Annotated in this window: 12 protein-coding genes; 6 read left to right on the top strand and 6 right to left on the bottom strand. The window is 50.1% G+C overall.

Annotated features, from left to right (window positions below; all coding sequences use genetic code 11):
• Position 1 precedes the first annotated feature (1 nt).
• From pglZ to V144x_RS03435, 5 genes are all read right to left on the bottom strand, one after another.
• Complete coding sequence (gene pglZ / locus V144x_RS03455; protein WP_144981420.1) at positions 2-2,701, bottom strand: BREX-2 system phosphatase PglZ; 2,700 nt, start codon at positions 2,699-2,701, stop codon at positions 2-4.
• Entirely contained in the window at positions 2,698-6,441 is a 3,744-nt protein-coding gene (locus tag V144x_RS03450) for a hypothetical protein (RefSeq protein WP_144981417.1), read from the bottom strand. Before V144x_RS03450 ends, pglZ begins: the two co-directional genes overlap by 4 nt.
• Before the next feature lie 65 nt (positions 6,442-6,506).
• Positions 6,507-10,133 (bottom strand): BREX-2 system adenine-specific DNA-methyltransferase PglX, encoded by a 3,627-nt coding sequence (gene pglX / locus V144x_RS03445; RefSeq protein WP_144981414.1) that lies wholly within the window; start codon positions 10,131-10,133, stop codon positions 6,507-6,509.
• 2 nt (positions 10,134-10,135) lie between these two features.
• Positions 10,136-14,449, bottom strand: a complete 4,314-nt coding sequence (gene pglW / locus V144x_RS03440) for a BREX system serine/threonine kinase PglW (RefSeq protein WP_144981411.1) — start codon at positions 14,447-14,449, stop codon at positions 10,136-10,138.
• Between the two features lie 35 nt (positions 14,450-14,484).
• Complete coding sequence (locus V144x_RS03435) at positions 14,485-14,694, bottom strand: helix-turn-helix domain-containing protein (RefSeq protein WP_144981408.1); 210 nt, start codon at positions 14,692-14,694, stop codon at positions 14,485-14,487.
• A 19-nt stretch (positions 14,695-14,713) separates the two neighbouring features.
• Between V144x_RS03435 and V144x_RS03430 the strand changes: the two genes are divergently transcribed.
• From V144x_RS03430 to V144x_RS03415, 4 genes are read left to right on the top strand one after another with little or no spacing between them, the layout of a single operon-like run.
• Positions 14,714-16,195, top strand: coding sequence for a DUF4365 domain-containing protein (locus tag V144x_RS03430; protein WP_144981406.1), 1,482 nt, complete (start codon positions 14,714-14,716; stop codon positions 16,193-16,195).
• Positions 16,185-17,726, top strand: a complete 1,542-nt coding sequence (locus V144x_RS03425) for an argonaute/piwi family protein (protein ID WP_144981402.1) — start codon at positions 16,185-16,187, stop codon at positions 17,724-17,726. Before V144x_RS03430 ends, V144x_RS03425 begins: the two co-directional genes overlap by 11 nt.
• Before the next feature lie 27 nt (positions 17,727-17,753).
• Positions 17,754-19,091, top strand: coding sequence for a DUF6602 domain-containing protein (locus V144x_RS28615; protein ID WP_232102702.1), 1,338 nt, complete (start codon positions 17,754-17,756; stop codon positions 19,089-19,091).
• A complete protein-coding gene (locus V144x_RS03415; RefSeq protein ID WP_144981399.1) occupies positions 19,084-19,803 on the top strand; it encodes a hypothetical protein in 720 nt (239 codons plus the stop codon). Before V144x_RS28615 ends, V144x_RS03415 begins: the two co-directional genes overlap by 8 nt.
• A 234-nt stretch (positions 19,804-20,037) precedes the next feature.
• On the opposite strand, the gene V144x_RS03410 is transcribed toward V144x_RS03415, so the two are convergent.
• Positions 20,038-20,730, bottom strand: a complete 693-nt coding sequence (locus V144x_RS03410) for a carbonic anhydrase family protein (protein ID WP_144981396.1) — start codon at positions 20,728-20,730, stop codon at positions 20,038-20,040.
• Between the two features lie 651 nt (positions 20,731-21,381).
• Between V144x_RS03410 and V144x_RS03405 the strand changes: the two genes are divergently transcribed.
• Both V144x_RS03405 and V144x_RS03400 read left to right on the top strand, forming a co-directional pair.
• Complete coding sequence (locus V144x_RS03405; protein WP_144981393.1) at positions 21,382-22,299, top strand: ArdC family protein; 918 nt, start codon at positions 21,382-21,384, stop codon at positions 22,297-22,299.
• Positions 22,300-22,587: 288 nt separating this feature from the next.
• Positions 22,588-23,529, top strand: a complete 942-nt coding sequence (locus V144x_RS03400; RefSeq protein ID WP_144981390.1) for a hypothetical protein — start codon at positions 22,588-22,590, stop codon at positions 23,527-23,529.
• Positions 23,530-23,891 lie beyond the last annotated feature (362 nt).

Here is a 23,891-nt window from a genome sequence, read left to right as displayed (position 1 = left end):
ATTACTCAACGTCAAACTGTCGTTTTAATTTGGTGATATTCAATTCCACTTTGTTTTCCGTGCGATCAATCACGAGAATTTCGTATCCATCCACGTTCAGAACTCGCCGGATGTTCGCAATCACCTGATCAAGTCTTGCCGCTGGCATACTAGTTTCTTTGATGAACGCACCGGGCGTCAGGAAACCTCCCGCCGCATTCAGTGTTTCAAGAACCTGACGGATAACTGAATCCTGTGGTGGGTGTCGCTTGATCTTGGATTTCTGATCTTTGTATGCCTCAGACGCCAGCAGTCTATCAATCCAGTCTGCACTGACTGGCAGCACTTTAACTGGGGTAGTTTTTACCGCATCCTTCTCTGGTGACTCATCCGGCTCCAAGTTATCAAATAGTGTTGGATGTCCAGAAGGCACAGTCACATGAACGACGGGCTCTGGTTCCACTGGCGATGCCACCGGTGCTGGAGACCACCAGTCAGGAAACGGGTAGACGCACCGTTTCATATTGGAATAGTCGCTGCTTCTGTCGGTGAGCAGGACCAGTGGACAAACCATTTCCTGTGGAGTCGCTCCGCTGTGATACCCGTGCTGTTTCCTTTTGTAGTGAATCGTTTCCGTCCATGGGACGATGATGCTATCAGCCGGAATGACACGCTTGCCCGAAACAACAAGCTCTCCGTCTTTGCAGTCGCTATCGTTCTGACGCCAACGACTGCCCTCGGTGGATGGATCGAAATGTGAGTCGGTTCGATGCCAAACGTGACCATGATCACTGGCCAAGACAACAACTCGGCCTGAGTCTCTGGCCAACCGTAGCAACGCTCCTAACGGATTGATGCGGCTGATCGACCAGTTGTCACGAATCTGTTGGGCGTTCGCCAATCGATCATCAATAGCGTTGATCACAACCCCGACAACATTCTGTTTCACATCGAGAAGTGCCTTGCTGACCTCTTCGGAAACCGCCCCTCGACTGCCTTCAGTGATGTCCTTCTTGTGGAACAACACCGGAGGCTTACGACGATCAGAACAATCGACGAGGGCTGGATTCTCTTTGAAGTTGCGTCGTTCCTTCGCCTGATCACCATCGGTCAATTCGCCCGATAGCAGGCTCGTCCGTGAATACCTCGTCTCGCTGGGCACCGTGGCGATGACCGGATGGGGAATGGCCGAGTCCTCGTCAAAGGTGGCCTCGAACCAGTGATCCTGCCGGATGTCTTCCAGTAACTCGTGACAAACTGCCCAACTCATGCCGTCCAGCACGATCATCAGCACACGGTTCTTTTGGGCCACGACTTTGGCAACAACCTCTTCCAATACATGTTCGACACCAATTACACCGATGCTGGTTGATCCAACCGAAGACCAGTCCGCCAAACCCTTGGCAAATTGCTCTGCAAAACCACGCTGCCGTTTCGAGACTGCCGCATCCAGAGCGATGTAAGCATCCGACACTTCGGGAATGTCTTCACCTCGGCAGATTGCTTCCCGTGCCCAATCGGCGAACGCCAGTTCTTTGACATAGGCGTTCGACTGATCCGCAAAGGAAGTCGCCTCGGGCAAAGGTTGGTTGAGCCAGCGAATCAGGCGAACTGTCATCTCCGTTCGTGAAACCTGATCGGCGTATCGCCGCTGTCTCCCAATGCGATGATCGGCCACGCACGTTTGCTGCCATTCGCATTCTGCAATCGCTTCTTCATTGACTTTGGCAATCACACGCTTTATGTGCTGACCGAAATGGATGAGTCGCTGCTCGTAGCCGATTCGAGACAGCCCGTTGCGATGTGAGTGTTCTTCGCATTGAAACTGCTTCAACAAGGCGTCGGCACGTTCCAGATGGCTCTGGGCAATCCTTGGATCATCTCGGTGATCTAAGTCGGCGATGGCGTCATTGGCCAATTCGCCCAGCATTCGACCAATGGCTTTGGGGATCGTTTTGTTCTGATGATACTGCTCCAGTCGAGCCGCCGCTGCATCCAGAACAGGTTCGTCACCGCTGCCAAAAATTACCTGACATGTCACAGCCAATGCAAGGGCATCTTTACCAGCTTCACTGTCAACAATTCGCAGGATTGTATCTGCTGCATCACCGAGTCTCGAATGCAACCGGTGATGCAAGCTACCCCTGAGTTCATTGGTGGCTTCGATGTATCGCTTGGGTCCATTGTCGGTTGTCGCCCACAACAGCAGTGTCACCAAATCAGGTTCACTGTCTCCCATTTCGAAGACATGGCGACATAATGCACTCCAGACCGTTCCGGCATCCAAAACACCTGCCGACACTGGTGGGTAGCCATCACGAGGCGAGTATTCCAGTAGTGCGTGAGCAATACCGGGATCGCAAATAGAACGGTCGAGTTCCTTTGCTTTGAACAACGAGCACAAACTGGCAACATGATTGAATGGGAACAGTCGACTGCGAGCCAGACGTGCCACAACATCTTGTCCCAAATCGCCTTGCTGAAGTTTGGTCAGCAAGATGATGCGATCTTGTTTCTCCTCGGCCTCAAGCAACGCTTCCCGAATCTGAAACACATTGTCTGCTCGCAGGACATGCGCAATACCAAACTCGAACTCAACCTCGGGTGGGCCTTTGACGGAAGACGAGACATGCAGGCCGAACGCAGACGCATCGGCATCTTCCAGCCAAAGCTCTTCGACGATGGATCGCAGTTGTTGAGAGTTGAGGACGCCAACGGTCATTCTGACTGCTCCTCCACCGTCCATTGAATCGTGATACGCCGCTTGGGATTGTCTCCCAGCTTGGCAGCCAATTTCTCAGTCAGGGTCGAAAGATCACTTCCCGACATGCGTTCGGTTGACCCTGAATCGAGTCGCTTCCATCCCGGTTTAACAGGAGGTAGCTCGATTTCTTCCTCGTCATCATCAGGCGTCGGAATAACTTTCGGTGGCCGCAACAACTTGACTGATCGGCCTTCAGCGTCCGACAGTTTTGCCGGAAGACCACCAGCCAGAGCGAACTCGTCCATCATCAGGCTGTCACGCAGATCATCGATCAACAAGGTTGCGTCGGTCTTGCGACGGTCGTTGATTTCGGCCACTGCTTCAAACAATTCCCAACGGTTTGGTTCCAGCAGGCTGGCCAACACAGTTGCCGCCGACTTGATGCTGCGACCCAATGCCTTGCCGCTAGTTTCGATTCGAGCTTTGGCGATGGCTATGACCATCGGTGTCGGTTCCTGACCCTCCACGGCATCGAAGAAAGCACGAGCCGCCTTGGCCGTCTTCACTCGGTCACACTGGTTCGCCTCGTCTTCACTCACACCCAGTTTTTGTAGGATCAATTGCAGTCGATTCGGCAGTGCATCACAGTCAGCTTTGAATTTGGCGATGTAACCGCCGTCGTCAGAAAACTTCTCGCCCAAGCCTGCCAAGTTGGAAGCATTCAACAGACGAGATAGATCATCACCAAAAAGATCCGCAATACGTTTCTTGGTTTCCTGCCATTCTTCCTCTGTCGGAAGCACTTCCTGACGCAACTCCAACTCGCCGGGCAGGTCATCCAGTTTAGGAATGAAGTTGCCACCAAAACGCACGAAGGCCCGGTTGGTCTGCTCGGCGTAGACCATGATCAGCAGGTTTTCAATTTCCCTTGGCAATCCACGGTCGTCGCCCATCCATGACTTCATATCAGCAACATCGGGATTATCTTTCTCGGATACAGACAGCGCTTTGTTGAATAGCGTCTTCCAGAAGCCTTCCAGAACAAAGTGCGTTTCCCCCATCGAACCGAGTTCGAGTGGATCGCAGATGTTCTTGAGGGCTTTGCGGATGCGGTTGTCTTCGACAAAGATTCGTCCATCCTGTGTATGGGCCGCTTCCTGACAAACTTGCAGCACATCCTTCAGGTCTTTATTGACTTTGATCTCTTGGCGAAACTTCGGATGCTTGGGGTACTGATGCTTAAGGGCCTGATCCAGCAAATGTTCCATGGCCTCGCCCAGCGTTGAACCGACCGGCCTTTGCAAAGACAACGATGAAAACAACGAGGTGAATTGCGAGTCGGCGATGTTGTAAGAATCATCCAGCGATCCGGGGTGTGGCACACTGCGAATGCCATAGGCGGCTTCCACGATGGATTGCAGCTTTGAGGCCAAGGCACTCTGACGGCTTTCAAGGATTGTGCGGGCTGTCTCACGGTCCTGTGATGACAAATCCGAGGCGTGTTGATCGAGGTTGTTTCCTCGTAGCAAGTGGTCAATGATCACCAACTGACCGAGTTCTGTTTGCGTCTTTGTTGAGAAGAACTCGGGAAGCCAGATTATCGTCTTATGCGACTCCCCCTTTTCCTTGAACTTCTCTATGCGGTCGATGTCTTCCTGCGGACTCTTTCCTTCGCTATCGAAGGGGAAGTCGATTATGAGTTCCCAATCGTCGCCGCTAGATCGCAGAGCCTCGTCGGTCGTGCGTCGGACGTTCTCGAACAGCACGTCGCAAATACGGTGGGTGCCTCGCCAATTAAACTTGTGGGCAAAGAACATATCGTCCTGTTCGGGCATTCCAAACGACTTGAGCAACATGCGTTTGACTTTGAGTTGCCGTTCGCCCGGTCGGTCGTAAGCACGAGCCGCCCTGATTATCAAGTCGGTATCAACACCGACCAATTGCAGCGTGACGGTTGGGTTGGTGGCATCACCCGACAATCGGATCTCGCCGTGCAGTCCCGACCAGTCCGTAAACTTGTTCTTGACCGTCTGGTATTCACGCCCGGAGAAGCGTGATTTCACATTGCCATGATTCAACGCCGCCAGTTTGGCGCAGGTCATGTCCTTGAGTGTTTCTTCACCTTCGACCAATGCGGCCAACATCAGGCTTTTGATCAGTCGATTGTCGTTCTCGAAGGCTTCAAACTTGCGAGCCACTTCGGAATCTGTCTTCGCCTTCTCTCGATCCACTTCCAAATCCACCGAGTGCTGTTCTTCCAGCATTGGCAGCAACTTGTTCGTGTAGAGTTTCTTGGCGTGAGCAAAACGGACACGCAGCACATCGGAAAACGTGTCGTCGCCATCGGCCACCACATCCCACAGGTCGCCCAGTGGAACGATGTCACCGACGAAAAGCGTTTCTCGCCGTTTTACAAGCATTTCCAACATGATCTTCAGGGCGGTACGCTCACGCTGAAGAGCACTGGAAATGGCGATCAGGGATTTGATCAGAGCAGGGCTGAATGGATAAACCTGCTTGAAAAGTTCCTTGTTTCCGTCACGAGCCAATAGGATCTCCATCACTTCTGGTTGGAGTTTGATCGCCTGTTCGTAACCATCTGACAATTCTGCTTTACAGGCATCGTTCTTGGTTTTCAAGACACGCCTTTGAGCGATCAACGGCAAGTTACGATCCTCCAGCGTGATCATATCGAAGCGTTCTTCCATGTGCGACAGGATGTCGGACAGGTTCACTTGCTCGATACCGCTAACGGTATCACCGATCAGATCACGCAAGTCACGCTGACGAGCAACGTAGCTGATGATGGGAATGGGTCGTTCAGACTTCTTGGATTCGACCAGCTTGACCAACTTGTTCGCTTCACGCTGAACGAAGTCGAGGTTACCGCTGTTGGTGGCCAGCCACAGGATCAACTCGTCAAGAAACAGAATCAAACCGTCATAACCGAGCGATTGAGCGTGGGCGCTCAGGATACCCAATCCTTCATCTAGTTCGACGTAAGCTTCCTCTTTGGCGTGGGCGATACCACGGAATGCCGGGAAGATGTTCTTCACCAAGTCACCGACCAGCAGTGACCGTTCCTTACTTCCGGGTTCCGCTTCCAGTGCTTCTTCAAAACTGGTAGCATCCCAACCGTCTGAAGACAATTTGGCGTGTTTCATTTTACCGAAACGGGGCTTTCCACCACCGCCACTTGAATCGCCGCCTGTCTTGCCCTTGTTCAGTTCCGCAAAGAACTTTTCGTCGCCGAGACTGCTGCGGTGTTGCCGAGCGTTGTCAAAGATTTCGTCGGCCAAGAATACACCCGGCAACGGTGCGTCAGGATGAAGTTCGGCCACATGATCGACATAGCCACCAAAGATGGCGGTCTCCATGTCTTTGGCGTTGATCATGTGATAGGGCACCAGCAAGAATTTCTTTTTCTCCACCCACTTGTGCGTTTCACAGACCGACTGCAATTCCTTGACGTTACGAACATCGGAATTGTGTTGCAGGATCAGATGCAGCACTGCCATGAAGTGCGACTTACCAGAACCGAAGCTACCGTGGAGGTAAGCGGCCTTGCTGTTGTTAGCCTCAACGGCAGTCTTAATAAGACTCAGACAGTCATAGAAACATTCGACAAGCTGAAGCGTGACGACATAGCGTTCGAGTGTCTTTTGGGGCTCATTGACTCCTTTGGACAGGTTCAGGACGAAATCGCCCTTGCGAACTCGTTCCGGGAGATCGAGTAATTCACTAATAAGTTTGGACATAGTTAGTAAGTCTTCTGTTTTCGGTTGTCAGTGTTCGCTTTCGGCTTTGGCAAATTCAGCGGCGATCATTCGCCTTCTGTCGCTTCAGCACTTTTGGCTTTCTTGCGTGTTTTTTTGGCAGTCTTCTTCTTTGTGGCTTTCTTCTTGGCTGGCGGTATCCAGTTGCGGATCTGCTCCAGCGTGAGTCCGAGTTCTTGAGCTTCGGATTCCAGCAATGTCTGAAACGAGGCCCCTGCCGTCTCGTTGTATTCGGGGTCAATCTCGGGATGCCATTGGTGAATCCATGGCAGCAGTTCATCGAGACCGGCGAGCAGTGGAGTCAGGCGTTCCGCTGACCAGCCTTCGTTCTTGCGGGCGTCATAGTACACAACGATAGCAGTTCCTTGTTGTAGATGGTTCCAGCCTGCCCAGCCGACAACCAAAGATGGATCGCTCTCGGTTTCGCAGTGGGGGAAGCTGATCCAGCGCTCTTTTGAAACGTCCAGCTTGCCTCGTAACCGCCAATAATCAGACTTTTGAAAGTCAGCGGTTGTATACTTGGGCGGCACCTTGATATCGCCTACATCTTCACCAGCATCTTCCTTGCGTTGGAGTTCCCACGTCTTCTCCCAGACTTCTCGCTTGCGAAGCCCAGCAGGCTTGTATCGGAGGGATGATAGAAATGGGACTGACTCAGACTCGACCAATTCGGCGACTAGTTCAGCCAAGTCGAAGTCTTCCCGCCCTCTGTAGGTGACAGCGACTTGCATAAAGTCCTGATCGACGCTCGCCTTATCTGCTAATTTGGCAATCGATTGCAGCCGGGATTCTTGCATTTGCAGGTCCGGCCAGTAATGTCGTCCTTCAAGACGTTCGAGCATCCAATTGCGGAGCGCATCTTGCTGCTGCGCCGTCCAATTCTCAAGAGCCCAACGTCGTTTGTACATCCCATCTTCAAGAAGGCCGATCTCTTTCTTAGTTTCGATGAGATGAATGCGGCGTCTAACTATCGACTTGTAGTCTTCCGGCCAATGTGCCGGAATTTCAACAATCGGTGATCGACCGTGCCGTGCAAACCAAGTGCTATTGGACTCACCCCTCGCAATCATTCCACCAAGAACAATTTCGAAGGCTCGTTCTCCACATTCTATCGGCGGAAGATCATCGCCTCCGTAACAGACCTCTTCATTGATCAGTCCGTAGAGACGATATGCCTGCCAATCGAGTTCCTCCTGCAATGCAATCATTCGACACCGTATCGACTTCGCATGCTCCTTCAATCGAATCAGCAATTCCTGACTAGGTACCTCCATTGCTATGCCCCGTGCGGGCAAGTTGGCAAGGTATTCTCTTGCGAGTACATCAAGAGTTCTTGCTGGCTCAACACCCGTGCCTTCAGGTATCGGAAACTTGTGAAGCCCTGTAGCGGTGAATTCGTAGGTATTGAATTCAGGCACGCCCGTCGTTCGGGCCCCGTGCTGGTCAGTTGAGTCTCCCTTGTTATGAAAGACCTGCTTCATCCAAAAACAGGCGACCGAAGTATTTAGAGCACCCAACAATCTGAGATGATCATCCTCGGTGGTGCCGTCCAGCATTTTGATAATAGGTGCCGATCTGTTGAACACATGGCCCCCTCGATCAAGCACGAAATGATTGTGAGTAGCAACGAAAGCGAACACTATTGATAAGGGAGATTTCAGTTTCGAATGCGTAAGCCTGCCAAACTCGAACCAATTCAGCCCAGATTCAACTTTCGTCATTCCGCCGAACATCTTGCTGTTCGAAAGATTGGTGCGATAGGGCCAAAGAAAACGGAAAATCCCTGTTGAATAGTCTTCCTTGACGGCTGCGAATTCTAAATCGTAAGGGAACAGTGTTGGGTCGGAGTCGGCTTCACTCCAGTCCCGTATGCAGTCTCCAACAATCATCTGTCGTGTAAGCGACGATTCAATTGTGCTGCGGCGAACTACAGATTCCGGGATAATAAAAACATCATCTTCCAAGGTGAAACATGTAATTCCGATGCTAGATGCGACGTCCGTAAGAACCTTTGCGGCCTTGGCGTTTAGAGAGTCCATCAGAACGCTGACACCACCACCACTGATGCTCCAAGGGTGCTTGGTAAAGATTGTGCGAGGGACGTCAGCCGTGGATATGTAGGCGTCCTCGGCATTGCATACATCTATATTTTTCAGAATCGACTGCCACACAAGGCCTTGGGCGGGATCGCTAGGTGCATGGGGCTCACCATTGATGCCCAGAACTGCTCGTACCGATTCGGTCTTGGGGTTCCTGTTGCGACCAAACAAAAGCACAGTCGGCGTTCCGTGCCCCGGTATATAGGCTCCAGAAGCATCAACAACGTGCGTAAGTTCCACCAGCCGAAAGAACTCCTCTACAAGCTTCTTGCCAAACTCTCGCTTCATGAACGAATTCGCCGTAATTTGCCCAACAAATCCCGAACGACCATTGCTGGCATGAATTGCTAGGTCAAAGAAACGCTCAGCGAATGGTACAGAAAGTGAATACTTTTGATGACATGAAGAATATCGGGCTCGATATGCCTCGTTAAGACTCCGATCTCGAACAATGATGTAAGGAGGATTTCCCACGACGGCGTGATACTGCTGACCAAGTATTTCGGAGATCGCATTCTTGTCCTCGCAAGCGTAAATCTCTGGTGCCCAACTTTCTTCATCTGTGGCAAAGAACTGCTGCTCTCCTTTCTTCTTTCCGTCTCGGTCCCATCGACTCCCGAACAACAGGCTGTCCCCCGTCGCCAAGTGAATGTTCCATGCGGGGGCTTTTTTCAAGCTGTTGATGGCGCATGCTCGAAGTGCTGCGACAATCAATCGAAAGCGGGCAATTGCCACGGCGAACGGGTTAATATCCACGCCCCATACACCGTCGAAGGCTTTCTGTGCCGCCACGATGTCGTTGTCTTCCCGTTTGTTCCACAAGTCGAACAAACGGAAAAACCCACCTAGTAAAAAGTGACCCGAACCACAAGTTGGATCAATCATTCGAACTTCATCGAGACCGAACTCATCAATGGCCGGACTCAGAGTGCGATCCAGAATAAACTCTTCCACGAAGACTGGCGTTTGAAGCAGGGCGTACTTCTTTCGGGCACGCTCGGATAGATCTTGGTACAAGTCACCCAAGAAGCGAGTGTCACCAGCCTCAACACCGAAAGTTCGTTTTAGATGGCCGCTATCGGTGTCGATCTCTCGCCAAAAAGCAAGCAACTTCATCGCCGCATCACCGCTTGGCCCAACCGCCCACAATGGCGTTTTCCCTTCAGCGAATAAATCATGGCAAGCTGGGATCTTGCCGACTTCGTGGAAGACATACTCGAAGTATTCACGATCTGACTCACGAGGATGTTCACGGAAGTAAAGCTCGTGCGTGTCCTCCGCCTGTTTGCGGCGGTCGCCTTCTCCGGCCAGCCAGCACTCGTCGATCAGATGATTGTCTTCCATGAACCGCACGAACACGCAGCCCAGCACCCACGCCACTGCAACCTGATCGAGATAATCCTCCCGCCAGACTTCAAACACATCTGCCGTGCGTCCACCTTTTTCAATCTGCGTGTAGGCTTCCCGCAAACCCGCATCAATTTCGGCACTGGACGTACTACGAGCCAACAGGTCTTCGGACAATCCCGTGACCAGCTTTTTTAACTCAGGAAGTAACGTCTTGATATTTACCATTTTTACGAACCACTTCCTGTTGTCTTCTCGGCGGTTATTTCTTTGGTGCGGCCTCGATGTAGATTGTCGATCCAGTATTCCGACACGGCGGCTCGCTGACCTTTGCTGATCAACGGAATCTGCACGCCATCTAAGTACGGCATCTCGTTCTGGCTGTCCGTTGCGATCAACACCCAAACCGTGGGGCATTTGGCATCGTGACCCACTCGGTCTCGCAGCGTTTGCAACACCGACATCATCTGGTAGCGAGCGATCAGGCCGGGATGAACCAACAGCAGAGGCCGCTCGCTATTCATTAACTCAGTCTCAATATTCGGACCGACTTCGCTCATCAAATGCAGCAGATTAGCCCAATCATCGGTGTTGGTGCCTTCGGAATCGGCTTCGTACAAGTCGCTCCACGGGAATTCGTATTCCTTGGACTTGGCTCGCAACTGTTCGAACAGCAGATCGTCAAACGAGACACGCTCCAGTTCAGGAAACCGATGCACCAAATTGTGTTCACAAGGGCGCAGGTAACTGGGCTTTACCGTCAATACCAAGAAGCCGCCATCACGATAGGCATGTTGCAGCCGATCTTCTGTTTGGCGTGCTTCCACCGTTTCCGGTGATGTTGAATCGACATGGCGAGTGGACGTGGCTGTGTCTCGCCTACTGCCAATCGAGGAACCAGACGTGACCAGAATCTTGGCTTCTCGGCGACGGAATACTTCAGAGTCGGATTCCCATCGCACATCAATGCCAACTTTTCGAAGCATCAACTCCAGTTCTTTCGGATCAGTCGGCAACGTCATCGCTTCCGGGTAACGACTGCTGACTCGATTGTGAACCTGCCAGATTGTGAAGCCTTCGTTCTTCTCTCCCAGCCCCAAGCCACTGAGCGCCCCGATACCCAGCTTGAGGGATCGCAGCGATTCCATGTTGTGAGGATAAAGTTCCTGACGTGAAGACACCGCCGCTTGGCTGCTCATCGCCGCCGCCAGCTTGATCAGCCGTTCGTTGCTGAATGGCTGACAACCCGGAATAGGTGGTGGCTGCGTTACGTCATATAACTCTTGAAACACTCGCAACCGAGGTAGTAATGGATCGGCTTTGGCAATTCGGTCGGCAACCTCACCCAGCTTTTCAGAGTAAAGTGCCAAGTCATCGGTGCAGGCCACCACTGTTTTGCCTGACAATCGTCGAATCTCAAAACGAGGTTCCGACAACGAGCCTTCAGTCTCCACCGCCGCACGAGCAATCGCCGATGCCAGTCGTTGTTGTTTGATGGTGTCGATAGTCTCGACAGCAGGCCGTAGCAGAATCGTCAAATCCACAAGCTCGCCCGTGGTGACGACGCCTCCCAACCGCTGAATCTGCTCGAACAATTCGTGACGAAATGCCGTCAGGAAAGAATCCTTGCCCCACCGCTTTTGATCCGCCGCCAAAGCCTGACCGACCTTGGCACGAGTCTCGTTCAATGCGTCAGCCACATCCGACTGGCTAGGCCAAGCATCGACCGGAGTGTCATCATCGGCCAGTAGGTTCAGCAGGCCAGAACGAACTCTCCACTCGGTTTCTTTCTTCGCATTGCGAGTTCCCACGACTCGATTGTGCAACCTTTCAAGGCTGGGGTTCTGATCGTCTTCGGTCGTAGATGTCTTCTTGGCGGTGACATCGGGGAACTTCTCTCGCAGTTCCGTAATGAAGCCCATGATCTCTCGTCGGTACTGATCACCGACGCCACGCATCAACCGAATCTCATGAATTGAGCACAGCAGAAGATCTTTGACGGTCGTGATATCCAGACTGTCCAAAGCGTCCCTAGCACGAGCCGACAGATCGAGTGCGGCAACCAGCGTATCGAGTTCCGCTTCATCCAGCAGAATTGTGGTCGTGACTTTTTCGCCGTTGGAAGTGATAACAGTTTGGTCATCGGCCTCCATGAATACCTTTTCCCAAGCAAACCGCATCTCCTTGGCGTTGTCGAATCGCTTGTCGGGATCTCGATCCAGAGCTTTGGTGAAGAACTTCGTCAGTCCTTCACGAACACTCGGTTTGAACTTCTCAACATCCAAGACGAGTTCGTCTTTTGTGTCTGCCGGGTTGGCAACATCTTCCTCGCCCCACTTCGGCAGTAGATCATGCCCAAGCGTCATTTCGTACAGCGTGATGCCTGCCGAATATCGTTCCGCCGCCAAGTCCCATTTGCCCGACTTGCGAGTTTTCAGAAACGGATCGGTGTAACCTGTTGTCCCGATTCGCAGATTGTCCAATGGTGCGCTGGTCAACGAAAAATCGTACAGCATTAACTGGTTTTCGCTGCGGTTGTTCTTGAATATGCCGATGTTGTCTGGCTTGATGTCTCGATGAACGACACCGTGACGTTCCAGAGATTCGACAGCGGACAACAGGTTGCTGCCATAACGTGAGAGCAAGTCCAGTGTTGGAATACCGTACTTCCGCAAATGCTTTGCCAGCGATTCCTCGCCTGCGACTTGCAGCACAAGGATTGTTTTGCCTGCGATCTCAATGATGTCGAAGATCTGGATAATGAACTCGCTCTGAATCTTCTTCAGAGCTTCACCTTCTGCCAGCAGCCGTAGATTGTCGTCTTCGGTCAACGCCACCTTCAGGACAAACTCTTCGTCGTCCTTCGTGACCAACAACGCTCGGGCTGTGGCACCTTGCCCCAAGACACTCTTGACGATGAAATCCTGATCCAGCCGGTCGCCACGTTTTGCCAACAGCGGGGCAATAATGGCCGACTGATCGGGCGCAGTCAGTTCGTCTTCCACTTCGTCGAGCATCAACAGGAAGTCTTCGACGTTGCCGATACGAGTCAGTGCATCGGGATGTGTGCTCCACTGAATGAATTCCTCCAGCTTCGCCCCCGCACCATCCATCACCGATGACACGCTCAGTCCTTTGCGGTCACGCAGGATGTGTGTCAGTTCGCTCAAACTTCCCGCTGGTGGGCGAAAGGTGAATAGGTGGTATGCAATCGCTCCCAATGAGAAGATGTCGGACGCCTCGGAAACTCGCCGTGGATCGGCAACCGCTTCGGGAGACATATAGACCAAGGCTTGCGAATCAACCAGATCTTCAACTTCAGTCACTTGAGGTGTGACACTTGTTTGCAGTCTCGCACCGACCTGCCAGTTATAGACCTGAAGGTAAAGCTGTGAGGGATCATCGAAGGCCGACGATTCTCGAACGGCCATGGTGCCGGGCGGAAGCTGCTTTTCAGACTCGGTTCGTGCGCCATCATCCTTCATCACCAAGATGCTGTATGGCGACATCGAGCGGTGGATGACTCGCTTGCGGTGGGCGTACCGCACGACATCGGCGATATCACGCAGAAACTTCAACCGCTGCGATGTCGTTAACTTGTGACACTGTGTAGCGAGATAATGATCAAAGCGAATCGAGTGTGGATCAGCATAGCGGAACAGCAGAGCGGGACCGAGTTCGTGTTCCTTGTAATCCGTCACGGGAAGCACATACGGATGATTCAGTGACCGAATAATTTCGTACTCACGGATGGCGGCTCGTTTACGTCGCTGTCGGTCTTCTTCAGTGTCGGCTCCCGCTACGGTATAGAGACGGACTCGCCGGAAGTCATTTTTTACCGTAACATGTTCAGCAATGCGATCCTGATAGCCCGGCCCATCGGCAATCAGTTCACCAAGTACGAAATCACCGATTCGACGTGATTTTTGCGATGGCCGAATTCCTGAATCATCAATCGCCTTCGCCAAAGTACGAGCGACCTTAGCATCGATGGTGCTACGAAGCTCCGGGTCAATTCCTTGTCCTTCACGACGCATCAAAGCTGACAGAATACCTTTGCGTTCTTTCTGGGATTCAGACGCTTTACGATCTTTCAGAAAAACACGATTTGCTGCCGGGCCAGTGAGATCACAGTGGAGATCGTCCGCTGACAGGAAGACAATCGCATCCAGCCACGGCACTCTGATCTTCTTGGTCGCCGACTGAGATTTCAACAGTGACGAGAGTGCTTTAGCTTTCCGATTGGTCAGCAACACCGGATTGTCCTCGGAGATCACTCGGCCTTCGGGGGTCGTACGAGTCCAAGTTCCCGCATCACCACGAACTCTCCCCGGCCAGCTTTTGATCTCGATCAGAAAAAAACCCTGCTTGGTCAGAACCAGCAGATCGACTTCGTAGATCGCACCATCGTTTGTATGGAACTCGAAATTGGCCCACGCCCGGTACGGGTCATGATCAGGCAGACCCTCCCGGATGAAATCAAGCGCACGCCGTTCCCATTCATACTGGGATGACGTGATGATATTCCAACGTGGTGATTCCATGTGATTTCTCGACCCTTTACCAACAACACCCCGATTCACTTCGCCTTCTTCGACGGCTTCCGAGGTTCCTGCAACTGGCTCAACAACGCATCTAGTTCCTCTTGCTTAAAGAGGCGATAATCGTTCACCGGGTGCCGGTGAGCGGCAATCTTTTTTGCGTTCTCCCAATTACGCAGTGTATTCGGCGAGACACCGAGATATTCGGCGGCTTCCGAGATACGAAGGAAGTTCTGTAAGTTTTCCACGGCTGGTCTCCTCGAAACCATGCGATTCCTTAACCTGCTAACGACTACATTGGTAAACCTTACCAAAGTGCGTTATACTTGCCAACGAGGTGTGACCCAAAAAAATGGAATCTTTGATGGAGTGGCGAATACGATGGCGAAAACTGTTCCGGTTTCTAAATTCACGGAACTCAGAGGGTTGGATCGCATCTCTCACATCACACACGAGATGAACTGTCTTTTTCGTGTCATCTCGCAGGATGACGTTGGCATCGATGGCGAAATCGAAGTCGTAACACCGAAAGTAGACGGTGATGGCTACGAGACCAGCGGTGGCATCATTAAGGTGCAGGCGAAGTCGGGGACAAGCTACGTTAAGAAAGACCACGGCCCAACATTCGCAACTCCCGTTCGCATGGATGATCTTGAATACTGGAACCACTGCACATTCCCAGTGTTCTTTATCGTCTACCATCCTGATGACGATGCGCTATACTTCAAGGAAATTAAAACATATATCCGAGAGACTGACGACGTTTGGCAGACACCTCTCGAAGTCGTCTTTAACAAAGCAACGGATCTCTTTACAGCGAACGCAAAGGATAACGTGTGCGAACACGCTGCCGTAAGTCCACCTCGGATTTCGTTCGATCAACAGGAGCGCCTCTACTCAAATCTACTCCCGGTCAAGCGACTGCCGAAGACATTGACTTATGCCAAGACTCGCCGCAAATCAGCGATCCGAATCAGGGAAGAGATCGAAGGCTACAAACCACCTTTCTGTATCCACGAAAAGCATCTCTACACGTTGTCTGATTTACACAACGAAAAGAACGTGCTTCGTGAATTTTGCGATGTGGAGACAATTGGCGAGATGCCGTTCTCTGCTTGGATGGAAGATTATGACTTGCGGAATCATCTCGTGTACATGGTAAACCAATTGTTTGGAAGCCATTGTTATCGGTGCGGATTGTCCTACAACCGGGACTTTAAGCGAACGTATTTTCCACGTGAGTCTGATGACGATACCGACAAAAGTTTTTCTCGAACATGGAGGAGTCCTCGAACCAAGCGAGACGCACCGCCTCGAACTGTTGTCCAATTCTACGAATACGGGACATTTACATTCTGGCGACACTTGGCCGCTGAGTTTCGCTTTGAGCAGTTCGGAGAAAAATGGTTTCTACGGATCACGCCAAAGTATCTCTTTACGGATGACGGAAAGAAGCCTTGCAACCCAGCATTGGTCGGACCATACACAACAAGACTAAAGGCGATGGAACACAATCCGCAGGTTTTGAATCATGTGCTCTTCTGGGGACAAACACTTGCGAATGGTCATTCGAGAATCGAGATGACGCTTTTCGGAGAGACGCTTGTGGTGATCGAGCCTGAACCAGCAACGGTCATTGCGGAATTTGCAATTCCGTTTGATCCGGCAACCCATGAAGAGGAACCATCCTCTCCCCAGTTGACTCTATTTAGCTTAAGCGACATGGAGGATGGCTCGAATGAGCATTAGCATAGAGTATCTCAAAGAGCCAAAACTTCAATTTGGAAAATACTTTGAGCACCAAGATACGAAAACAGGACTTGCCGAATTCGGCCCGTTCGGAAAAAACGTAGCGGGACTCCATCCCTCTGAAATCAAAATGGGTTTCATTGGCACTCGTGAAACCATTGCTGGTGCGAAGGAATGGCTGGAAGAATGTGGGTCGGAAATCGAAAGTGAGAACTCGAAGGTTATTAAAGCCAAGATCAAGGAAGTAGACAATCTTCCGAACTTGTTCGGTCAGGACATATTTGAAGACGAACACATACATGAACCAATCGTTCGGTTGTACAAAATTCTGAATCGTGACTTCATCGGTTTCTCAAAGGATTCTGAATTTGAGTCGTGCTTCCAGATGAACGACCGGTGGGATCGAACGATTCGACAGGAAGAAATCAGCAAGACACTTGGGATCGAAGATAAGCAACGACGGATTTGGGAACTCGTTGAATTATTTAACGGTCATATCAAAAGCCTTGCCGAGACAAGCCCCGCCCCAGATATCATTGTCCTCGCACTGACTCCTGAAATCATAGACGAGGCATATACCGTCCAAGTCACCGGCAACTTCTATCTAAACTTCCGGCGTGCGATCAAAGCAAAGGCAATGCAGTGGGGCGTGCCTATTCAATTGATCCAACGGAGTACCGTTCTCGGCAAGAAACCGAAGGGTCGCAAAGAGCCTCTTCAAGAAAAAGCAACCCGAGCTTGGAACTTTTGTACGGCCTTGTATTACAAGGCCGAAGGAATTCCATGGTGTCCTGTTACAGTTGAGAAAGACACGTGTTTCATCGGTGTCGATTTTTACGTTGCTCAAGAAAGAAAAGACAGCCTGACGATGAGGACCAGTGTGGCTCAAGCATTCGACTACCTCGGACAAGGACTTGTGCTTCGTGGTGATCCGTTTGAATGGAACTCAGATGCGAATGGCAAGAGCCCGCACATGTCTCGTGAAGGTGCCAGTCGCTTAGTTAGCGCAACGCTGAAGGAGTATGTCAACGTCCGAGGGACACCGCCCAAGCGAGTTGTGGTCCACAAACCGTCACGTTTTTGGGGACATGACCATGGTGAATATAATGAACTCGATGGATTCATCGAAGGTATCCAGAGTGTGTTTCCCGGCTGCGACTACGATCTCGTCACTTTAACTCGTTCACGAATTCGGTTATTTCGAGAAGGCCAGTATCCACCGGCACGTGGTTCATATTTCTCCATCGAAGATGAGGCCCATTTTCTCTACACGATGGGATTCATTCCATACCTCGAAACATTTCCCGGCAGCTATGTCCCCGAACCTTGGCAGATCCTCGAACGTCATGGTAGCAGCGCACCAAAGGACTTGTTCCGTGAGGTGCTCGAACTGACAAAGATGAACGTCAACAACTGCTCGTTCGCAGACGGAACACCGATCACACTTTCATTCTCGCAAAAGATCGGCGAGATCATGAAGCATGTGTCGGATGAAGATACGGTTCAGACAAGTTATCGATTTTATATGTAAGAAAGTAGGCAACAAGGAATACCTACGATGCAGCAACAAGAACCCGAATCACAACCGGAACCAGTCGATAATGTAAAAGCGAAAGCCGACCACGGCCTCGGTGCGGGCTTGTTTGACTTTTACGCCTCTCAGGCCGAAGTCATGCTAGCACAGTACGAGAATATAGTTCATCTACTTGGCCCAACAGACGATTGGACTGCTCCCGGCACGCACTGTGAGGTTTTGCTGCGAGATTTTCTTCGACGGAATCTGCCATCTACATTTAGCGTAGACAAAGGATTTATCTATGGGAGACGGGAAGTCAAGGGTGCTTCAAAACACTGTCCAGAAATTGATATTTTGATTCATGACACATCGTACTATCGACCGGCATTTAGGCTCGAAGACTTCGTTATTGTACAACCGGAAGCCGTTAGAGGAATAATTCAAGTCAAACGTACTCTGACCAGCAAGCAACTTAAGAGTGCTATCGAGAACGTAGTTGAAGCAAAACGATTCGTCCGAGAATGCGCAACGCAAATGAGCGTACCACTCGATAAAGTATTTTCCGCAGCAGTATTCTTCGAAGATAATATTCCTGAACCTGTCAACAAGACTATAAGTGAGACATATGAGAATCAGATCGTGCCTCACTTTTCGGAATTCAAAGATGGCAACACTATGCCTAACTATGTTGGCTCCTTAAAGCACAACTCACTGTTCTTTTCTGGCCTAAACCGCCAGAGGATGTCATATGGCATCTACCATTCTGTCCACAATGGTAAGAACGCTGGACTGCAGGGTATGCTTGTGTCTTTATCAAGGACAATTCTTCCACATGGAATGCAACCTCGCTTTCAATTCCCAGATGACTACCAGAACTTCGAACATTTTGTTTTCTATGAACGTATGAAAGTGCTTTTTATCCACGATTTGGAAAGCTCAGGAGGTGGAGTCAAGCCTACGTTTCTTAATAAAGCGGGGCATGACGTAATCACCCCTGCTCTTGACGACGACTTCGATCTCGCTGTTCGCACTGCTCAAACTGTATACGATCAGCACGAACCAGATGTGATCGTCGGTTCTTCTCGTGGCGGTGCAGTAGCAATGAATATCAATGCGGGAAAAACCCCTATGGTTTTGCTTTGCCCAGCATGGAAGAAATGGGGCACCGCCACGACTATTAAATCCAATTCAGTTATTCTGCATTCAAAACAAGACGACGTGGTTCCGTTTGAAGACTCGGAAGAACTCGTTTCCAATAGCAATCTGCCCTCGGAAGTGCTGATTGAAGTGGGCACAGATCACCGCTTGGCTGATCCAGAGCCGCTGAAGGCTATGCTGGAAGCGTGCGAGCAGTTGAGAGGAGAGTGTCGTAATGGATGAATGGGAAAATCTCACCAGACAGTACGCATCAGGAAGTCAGGACGAAGCTGTTCGGGTAGGACGCTGCAAACTGCAACGTGCCGATGAGTCCGACTGGCAATGGCTTGCTGATGCTCTTAAAGACCCAATGGAGAAGTGGTTCGTCGCTGCTATCTTTCGAGGTTGTCCGGTGCCCAAACGCTTCGTCGAAACAATGCTTCGTGCTGCTATCCACGAAGTTGATCCTGACAGCAATCGCCAATTTATCCTCCCATGTGTGGAGTCCTTTGGGCATCGTAAAGTTAACGAGTTTCTTCTCAACGTCGTCGAGGGAGATGACGATGTTGAGATCGCTGGTGCAGTTGCCGCTCTGTATTGGGCGAATATGCAGATTCAGTTCACCGACAACGTTCCGCAATTGACCCTTGATTACGCCACTCCTGAGTCCCGAAAAGAATTCTTGGCTCTAAACGATGTCTGGGAGCGAAAACGGGAAACGTTCTTACGAGTCTTTGTGAACAACTACAACGTTTCGATCAGACAACGAATCATTCCTTCGCTTAATCTGGATGAGTCAGCTTATCCAGATGAATTGAAGCCACTGGTGCAGCATGCCATTGAGATCGCACGCAATCATTCGGACGAGTACATCCGTCATCGGGTTGAAGTCCAACTTGGAAACGAGAGATTGCTTCGCCCCATTCCCAACAGACGCCCCCCAGCGATAGAATGAACCACAACGTTTTTGCCGTAAGGGTGTTTGACATAACTGAAGGACTAGCAGCTTCAAGTTCAAATCATTTTGTATTAAGTCCCCAGATCAATCCATCAATTACTTGATCACCGAAGTCTTTGAGGTTGGAATACGCTTCCGCCACTTGAAATGGATGATTTTCAAAAGTCGTATAGAGTCATAGTTTGTCTTTGATTTGTTCGGGTTTGTTCATGTGGGTATATATGGTTGATTTTACTGGAAATTGCGAATCACGAATCTTCGATTGATCGGCTGTACTGGGCGCTCTGGTTGATGAGCATTCTTTTTTAACTTTTTGAAGTCTTCAGTTCCAACACCAATTGAATCGACGAAAACCAACCAACTGACGATCTCGCTGTAAGGTTCTGAGGTCAATGAACCTTCGTAACGATACCACTCATTCGTCTTGGGCAATAGCTTGCGAGGGTCGATCTGAACATCTTTTTCTTTAGCTTTGGTAGAGGGGCCCTTGCTAGTCCGAGTGGCCCACTTGCTAAAGAAATTTGATTTGATAGGAGATTTACTTTCTTTGAAGAACACTCCAACTACCAGCAAATCAGAACCGGCTGTCGGATTAACGATTTCGTGAATCAAATGAATCTCACCATCGAGATCCTTGCCTTCCAAATTGTGTTCTGACTTCGTATGCAAATGAATCTTTACAAGTTCTGCTTTCACATCACCCAGTTTCAGTAGTGGTAGATTCTTTCCCGAATGAACTTTATCAAGAACGAAATTTTCATGCCCATGTTCTCCTTCGATGTGACCAGTGAATGGTGCATCTTGATAGTCAAACTTTAGAAACGACTTTGGATACTTCACATGGACTGAATCACTCTTTGCCAAATTGATCGGTGATTGCTGTTTCCAGAATTTAGATTGAACATGTTTTTTTGATTCGGACATAAAAGCCTTTTGTAATAAAGTGAGCAAACCGAACGTGCAAGTGTGTCTACATGGTATCCTATTCCTCACTGCATTTCTATAACAGGTGCCTTGCTTTGCTAGTCCATTCCAAAAATTGTAATTGCCATTTTCCCAAAGTGTATTTAGGCACCCGCTAGTTCATCGTACCAATCATAACTTAGACGATGGAGACGACGATATGCCTGCTCAAACAGCAGACAGTATCCACACTGCGATCACCATTATCATTATCGAGTCTCTTGAAGCCGTTATCTTTCTTGGAGGAAGCCGTGGGTACCACCGCAGTATAAGCCCACTCCATTCTCATTGAAAAATGAGACTCGCCTCACCCCCTTCACCTGCACTGAGCCGTAAGACACTACGAATGCAGTCTTATTCGCACCACTCTTCATACAATTGAGTTCCCAATTCCAGTCCCAATTCAGTTCAAATTCTCATTTGAGCATTTGCGACAAATGGCCTCTTCTCGATTCTCATGCGAAAACTAATCTGCGAACAACATTTGTAATAGGACACCGGCAAACGCAAGTTCGGCTGATGATTCGCTGCAAAATGAGACCACTTCCTCGGCACAAAGGACACCGGCAACAACGTCGTAACCAACTCATCCACTTGTGAAAGGACGACGCCATGCCAAGCCAAACAGAACTTCGCCAGCAGATCACTAACGATATTATCAAATCTTTACAACAAGGGATCGCACCTTGGAAACAGCCGTGGTCTGCTGATCCATGCTGCGGCAGACCAACCAACGCCGTCACAAAGAAACCCTACAACGGGATTAACGTGCTGCTTCTCGGTATGCACAACAGAGATCACATGAGTCACGGTAAATTCTTCGCTACATACAAACAGTGGCAGTCAATTGGCGGACAAGTGATGGCACGACCATCGGGTGTTCCCAAGGACAAATGGGGTGCGAAAGTCGTTCTCTACAAGCCGATTTCGAAGACGAAGACCAATCGTAAGGGTGAAGAGGTCGAAGACAATTATTGCGTCATGCGTCAGTTCACTGTTTTCAATATCGATCAGGTTGAAGGCGATCATCTGGATCATTTGCGAGTCGGATTCTCTGACAATACTGATCCTGAAGTGTCGTTTCGAGAAGCTGATGAGCTAATCGCTAACACTGGTGCAGGCATCATGCACGGCGGGAACAAAGCCTTCTATGATCCTGCAATCGATGAAATCCAAATGCCGCACAAACATCAGTTTGATAGAGCGGCCTACTACGAAACTTTGTTCCATGAAATGGCACATTGGGCAGAACATCCTGACCGACTCGATTGGGATCGCAGCAAAGAAGGCAATACGTATGCGATGGGCGAACTGATTGGTGAATTATCGTGTTGCTTTGTTTGTTCTGAACTGGGCATTCCATTGACTGAAGGATTGGAAAATCACGCTGCATATATCTCCAACTGGTTGAAGGCTCTAAAGAACGATCCTTCGTTCATTTTCAAGGCTAGTACGCAGGCGTCCAAAGTAACTGACTACCTGCTGTCATTCCATCAGTCGCCGGTTGAGTCACAGTTACTCCCGGCTTGATCACAACAGGACACCGGCAAGCCATTCGTCCTGATCGAAACAACCAAGTTGGATCGCTGATGGTGGTCACGAAGGTGCTTCGGCTTTGACGCCAAAGCAAGCAGAACGGAACCGTTGTCTCGGGCTGGCCAGCGAGCAACGGCACTCCACTGCTACTGCAAAGTCTCGGAGTCCCCAATGATCATTAACAGCGATCCGCTTGGTCTCTTTTCTCTTCTGAAATAGTGAAATAGGACACCGGCAAGAGAAACAACAAGACACAATCAACTTCGCTACGGAGAATTTGAAATGAACATGCCGAACGATAATAACGACCAGCCTTCACCTTTCCAGAATTCCACGTTTGAAAAACCCGTAAACGCTCTTGAAGAACGACAGCAACTTCTTGCTCATCATGTGCGGCTGGTTGCTCGCAAGCATAATCATGCTTTGTTTGTGTACGGAGCCCAAGGCGGGCTTGGTAAAAGCCGGACGATTCTCCAGACATTAGATGAAGAAGGCATCGAGCCGATCCTGATCAATTCGCACATTACGCCCTTGGCTTTGTACACAACCTTATTCCGATTTCGAGGTGAAGAGACATTATTCTTTGATGATGTGGACTCAATGTATTCGTCCATGCCTCATCTGGGATTGCTCAGAAGTTGTTTATGGGGATCACCAAGAACGGTCACGTATGGAAGCTCACAACTGCCCGATGGCTTGCCATCTGAATTTGAAACAACGGCACGATTCATCTTTGCAGCCAATGTGATGCCTCGTCGTAATGACGCCTTCAAAGCTGTTCTGTCGAGATGTGACATTTTTGAGTTGTCAGCTACTAATGCAGAAGTAATCGATCTGATGCGATCCATTTCGAAAAAGGGCTTCCATCATCTGACACCCGAAGATTGCGGGATGGTGATCGATTACATCGCAGAGAATGCGGATGATAGGCAGCTTTCGATGAGATTGCTTAGTCCTTCATTGCGGAAACTCTTGTACGCTCGTGGCGAAGGCATCGATTGGCGACCAATGATCAAGAGCCAGTTGAGAACGCTCGGGAGAAAAAATGAATCTACAAAGCGACTCGATAGCAAGACGAAGGATTTGCGAATTCTGCAAATAGCGATCCAGAAACATCCCGATAGCGTGCAAGAGCAAGAGAAGGCATGGCGGGAAGCTACAGGTAAGTCGAGAGCAAGTTTTTATCGCTGTCTTCAACGCTTCTGTGCCGAATACGGTGGGTAAGGACACCGGGAAAGTTTCCACTGAAACATCAGGACTCCACGTTTCCGGTTTTCTACGGTGTAGGGAACTATGTCTCCATCGACACGATCAAGATCAGATTTGCAATCTTGAATGCCGTTTCTGTAAACGCAACAACATAATTATGGATTGGAAAAGTAAGGAATGCGAAATGAATCTCCCCGAAAAACTGAATGGAAGCGACAGCTTCGGTCAGGACAACATCGCCGAACTCGACGACAGCGAAAAGTGCAATGCTGGAGGAAACTTCATCTTACAACTAAATTGAGCGGCTGATGTCCCGACTTTTGTACTGACTGTCAGGTTGCCGATGAGTGCCATGAAATTATGTATTCATGGCGATT

It is taken from the genome of Gimesia aquarii (genome assembly GCF_007748195.1).
GTDB classification, from domain to species: Bacteria; Planctomycetota; Planctomycetia; order Planctomycetales; family Planctomycetaceae; genus Gimesia; species Gimesia aquarii.
Note: the sequence above shows the minus strand (reverse complement) of the source record. Positions and strands in the feature narration are given on the sequence as shown.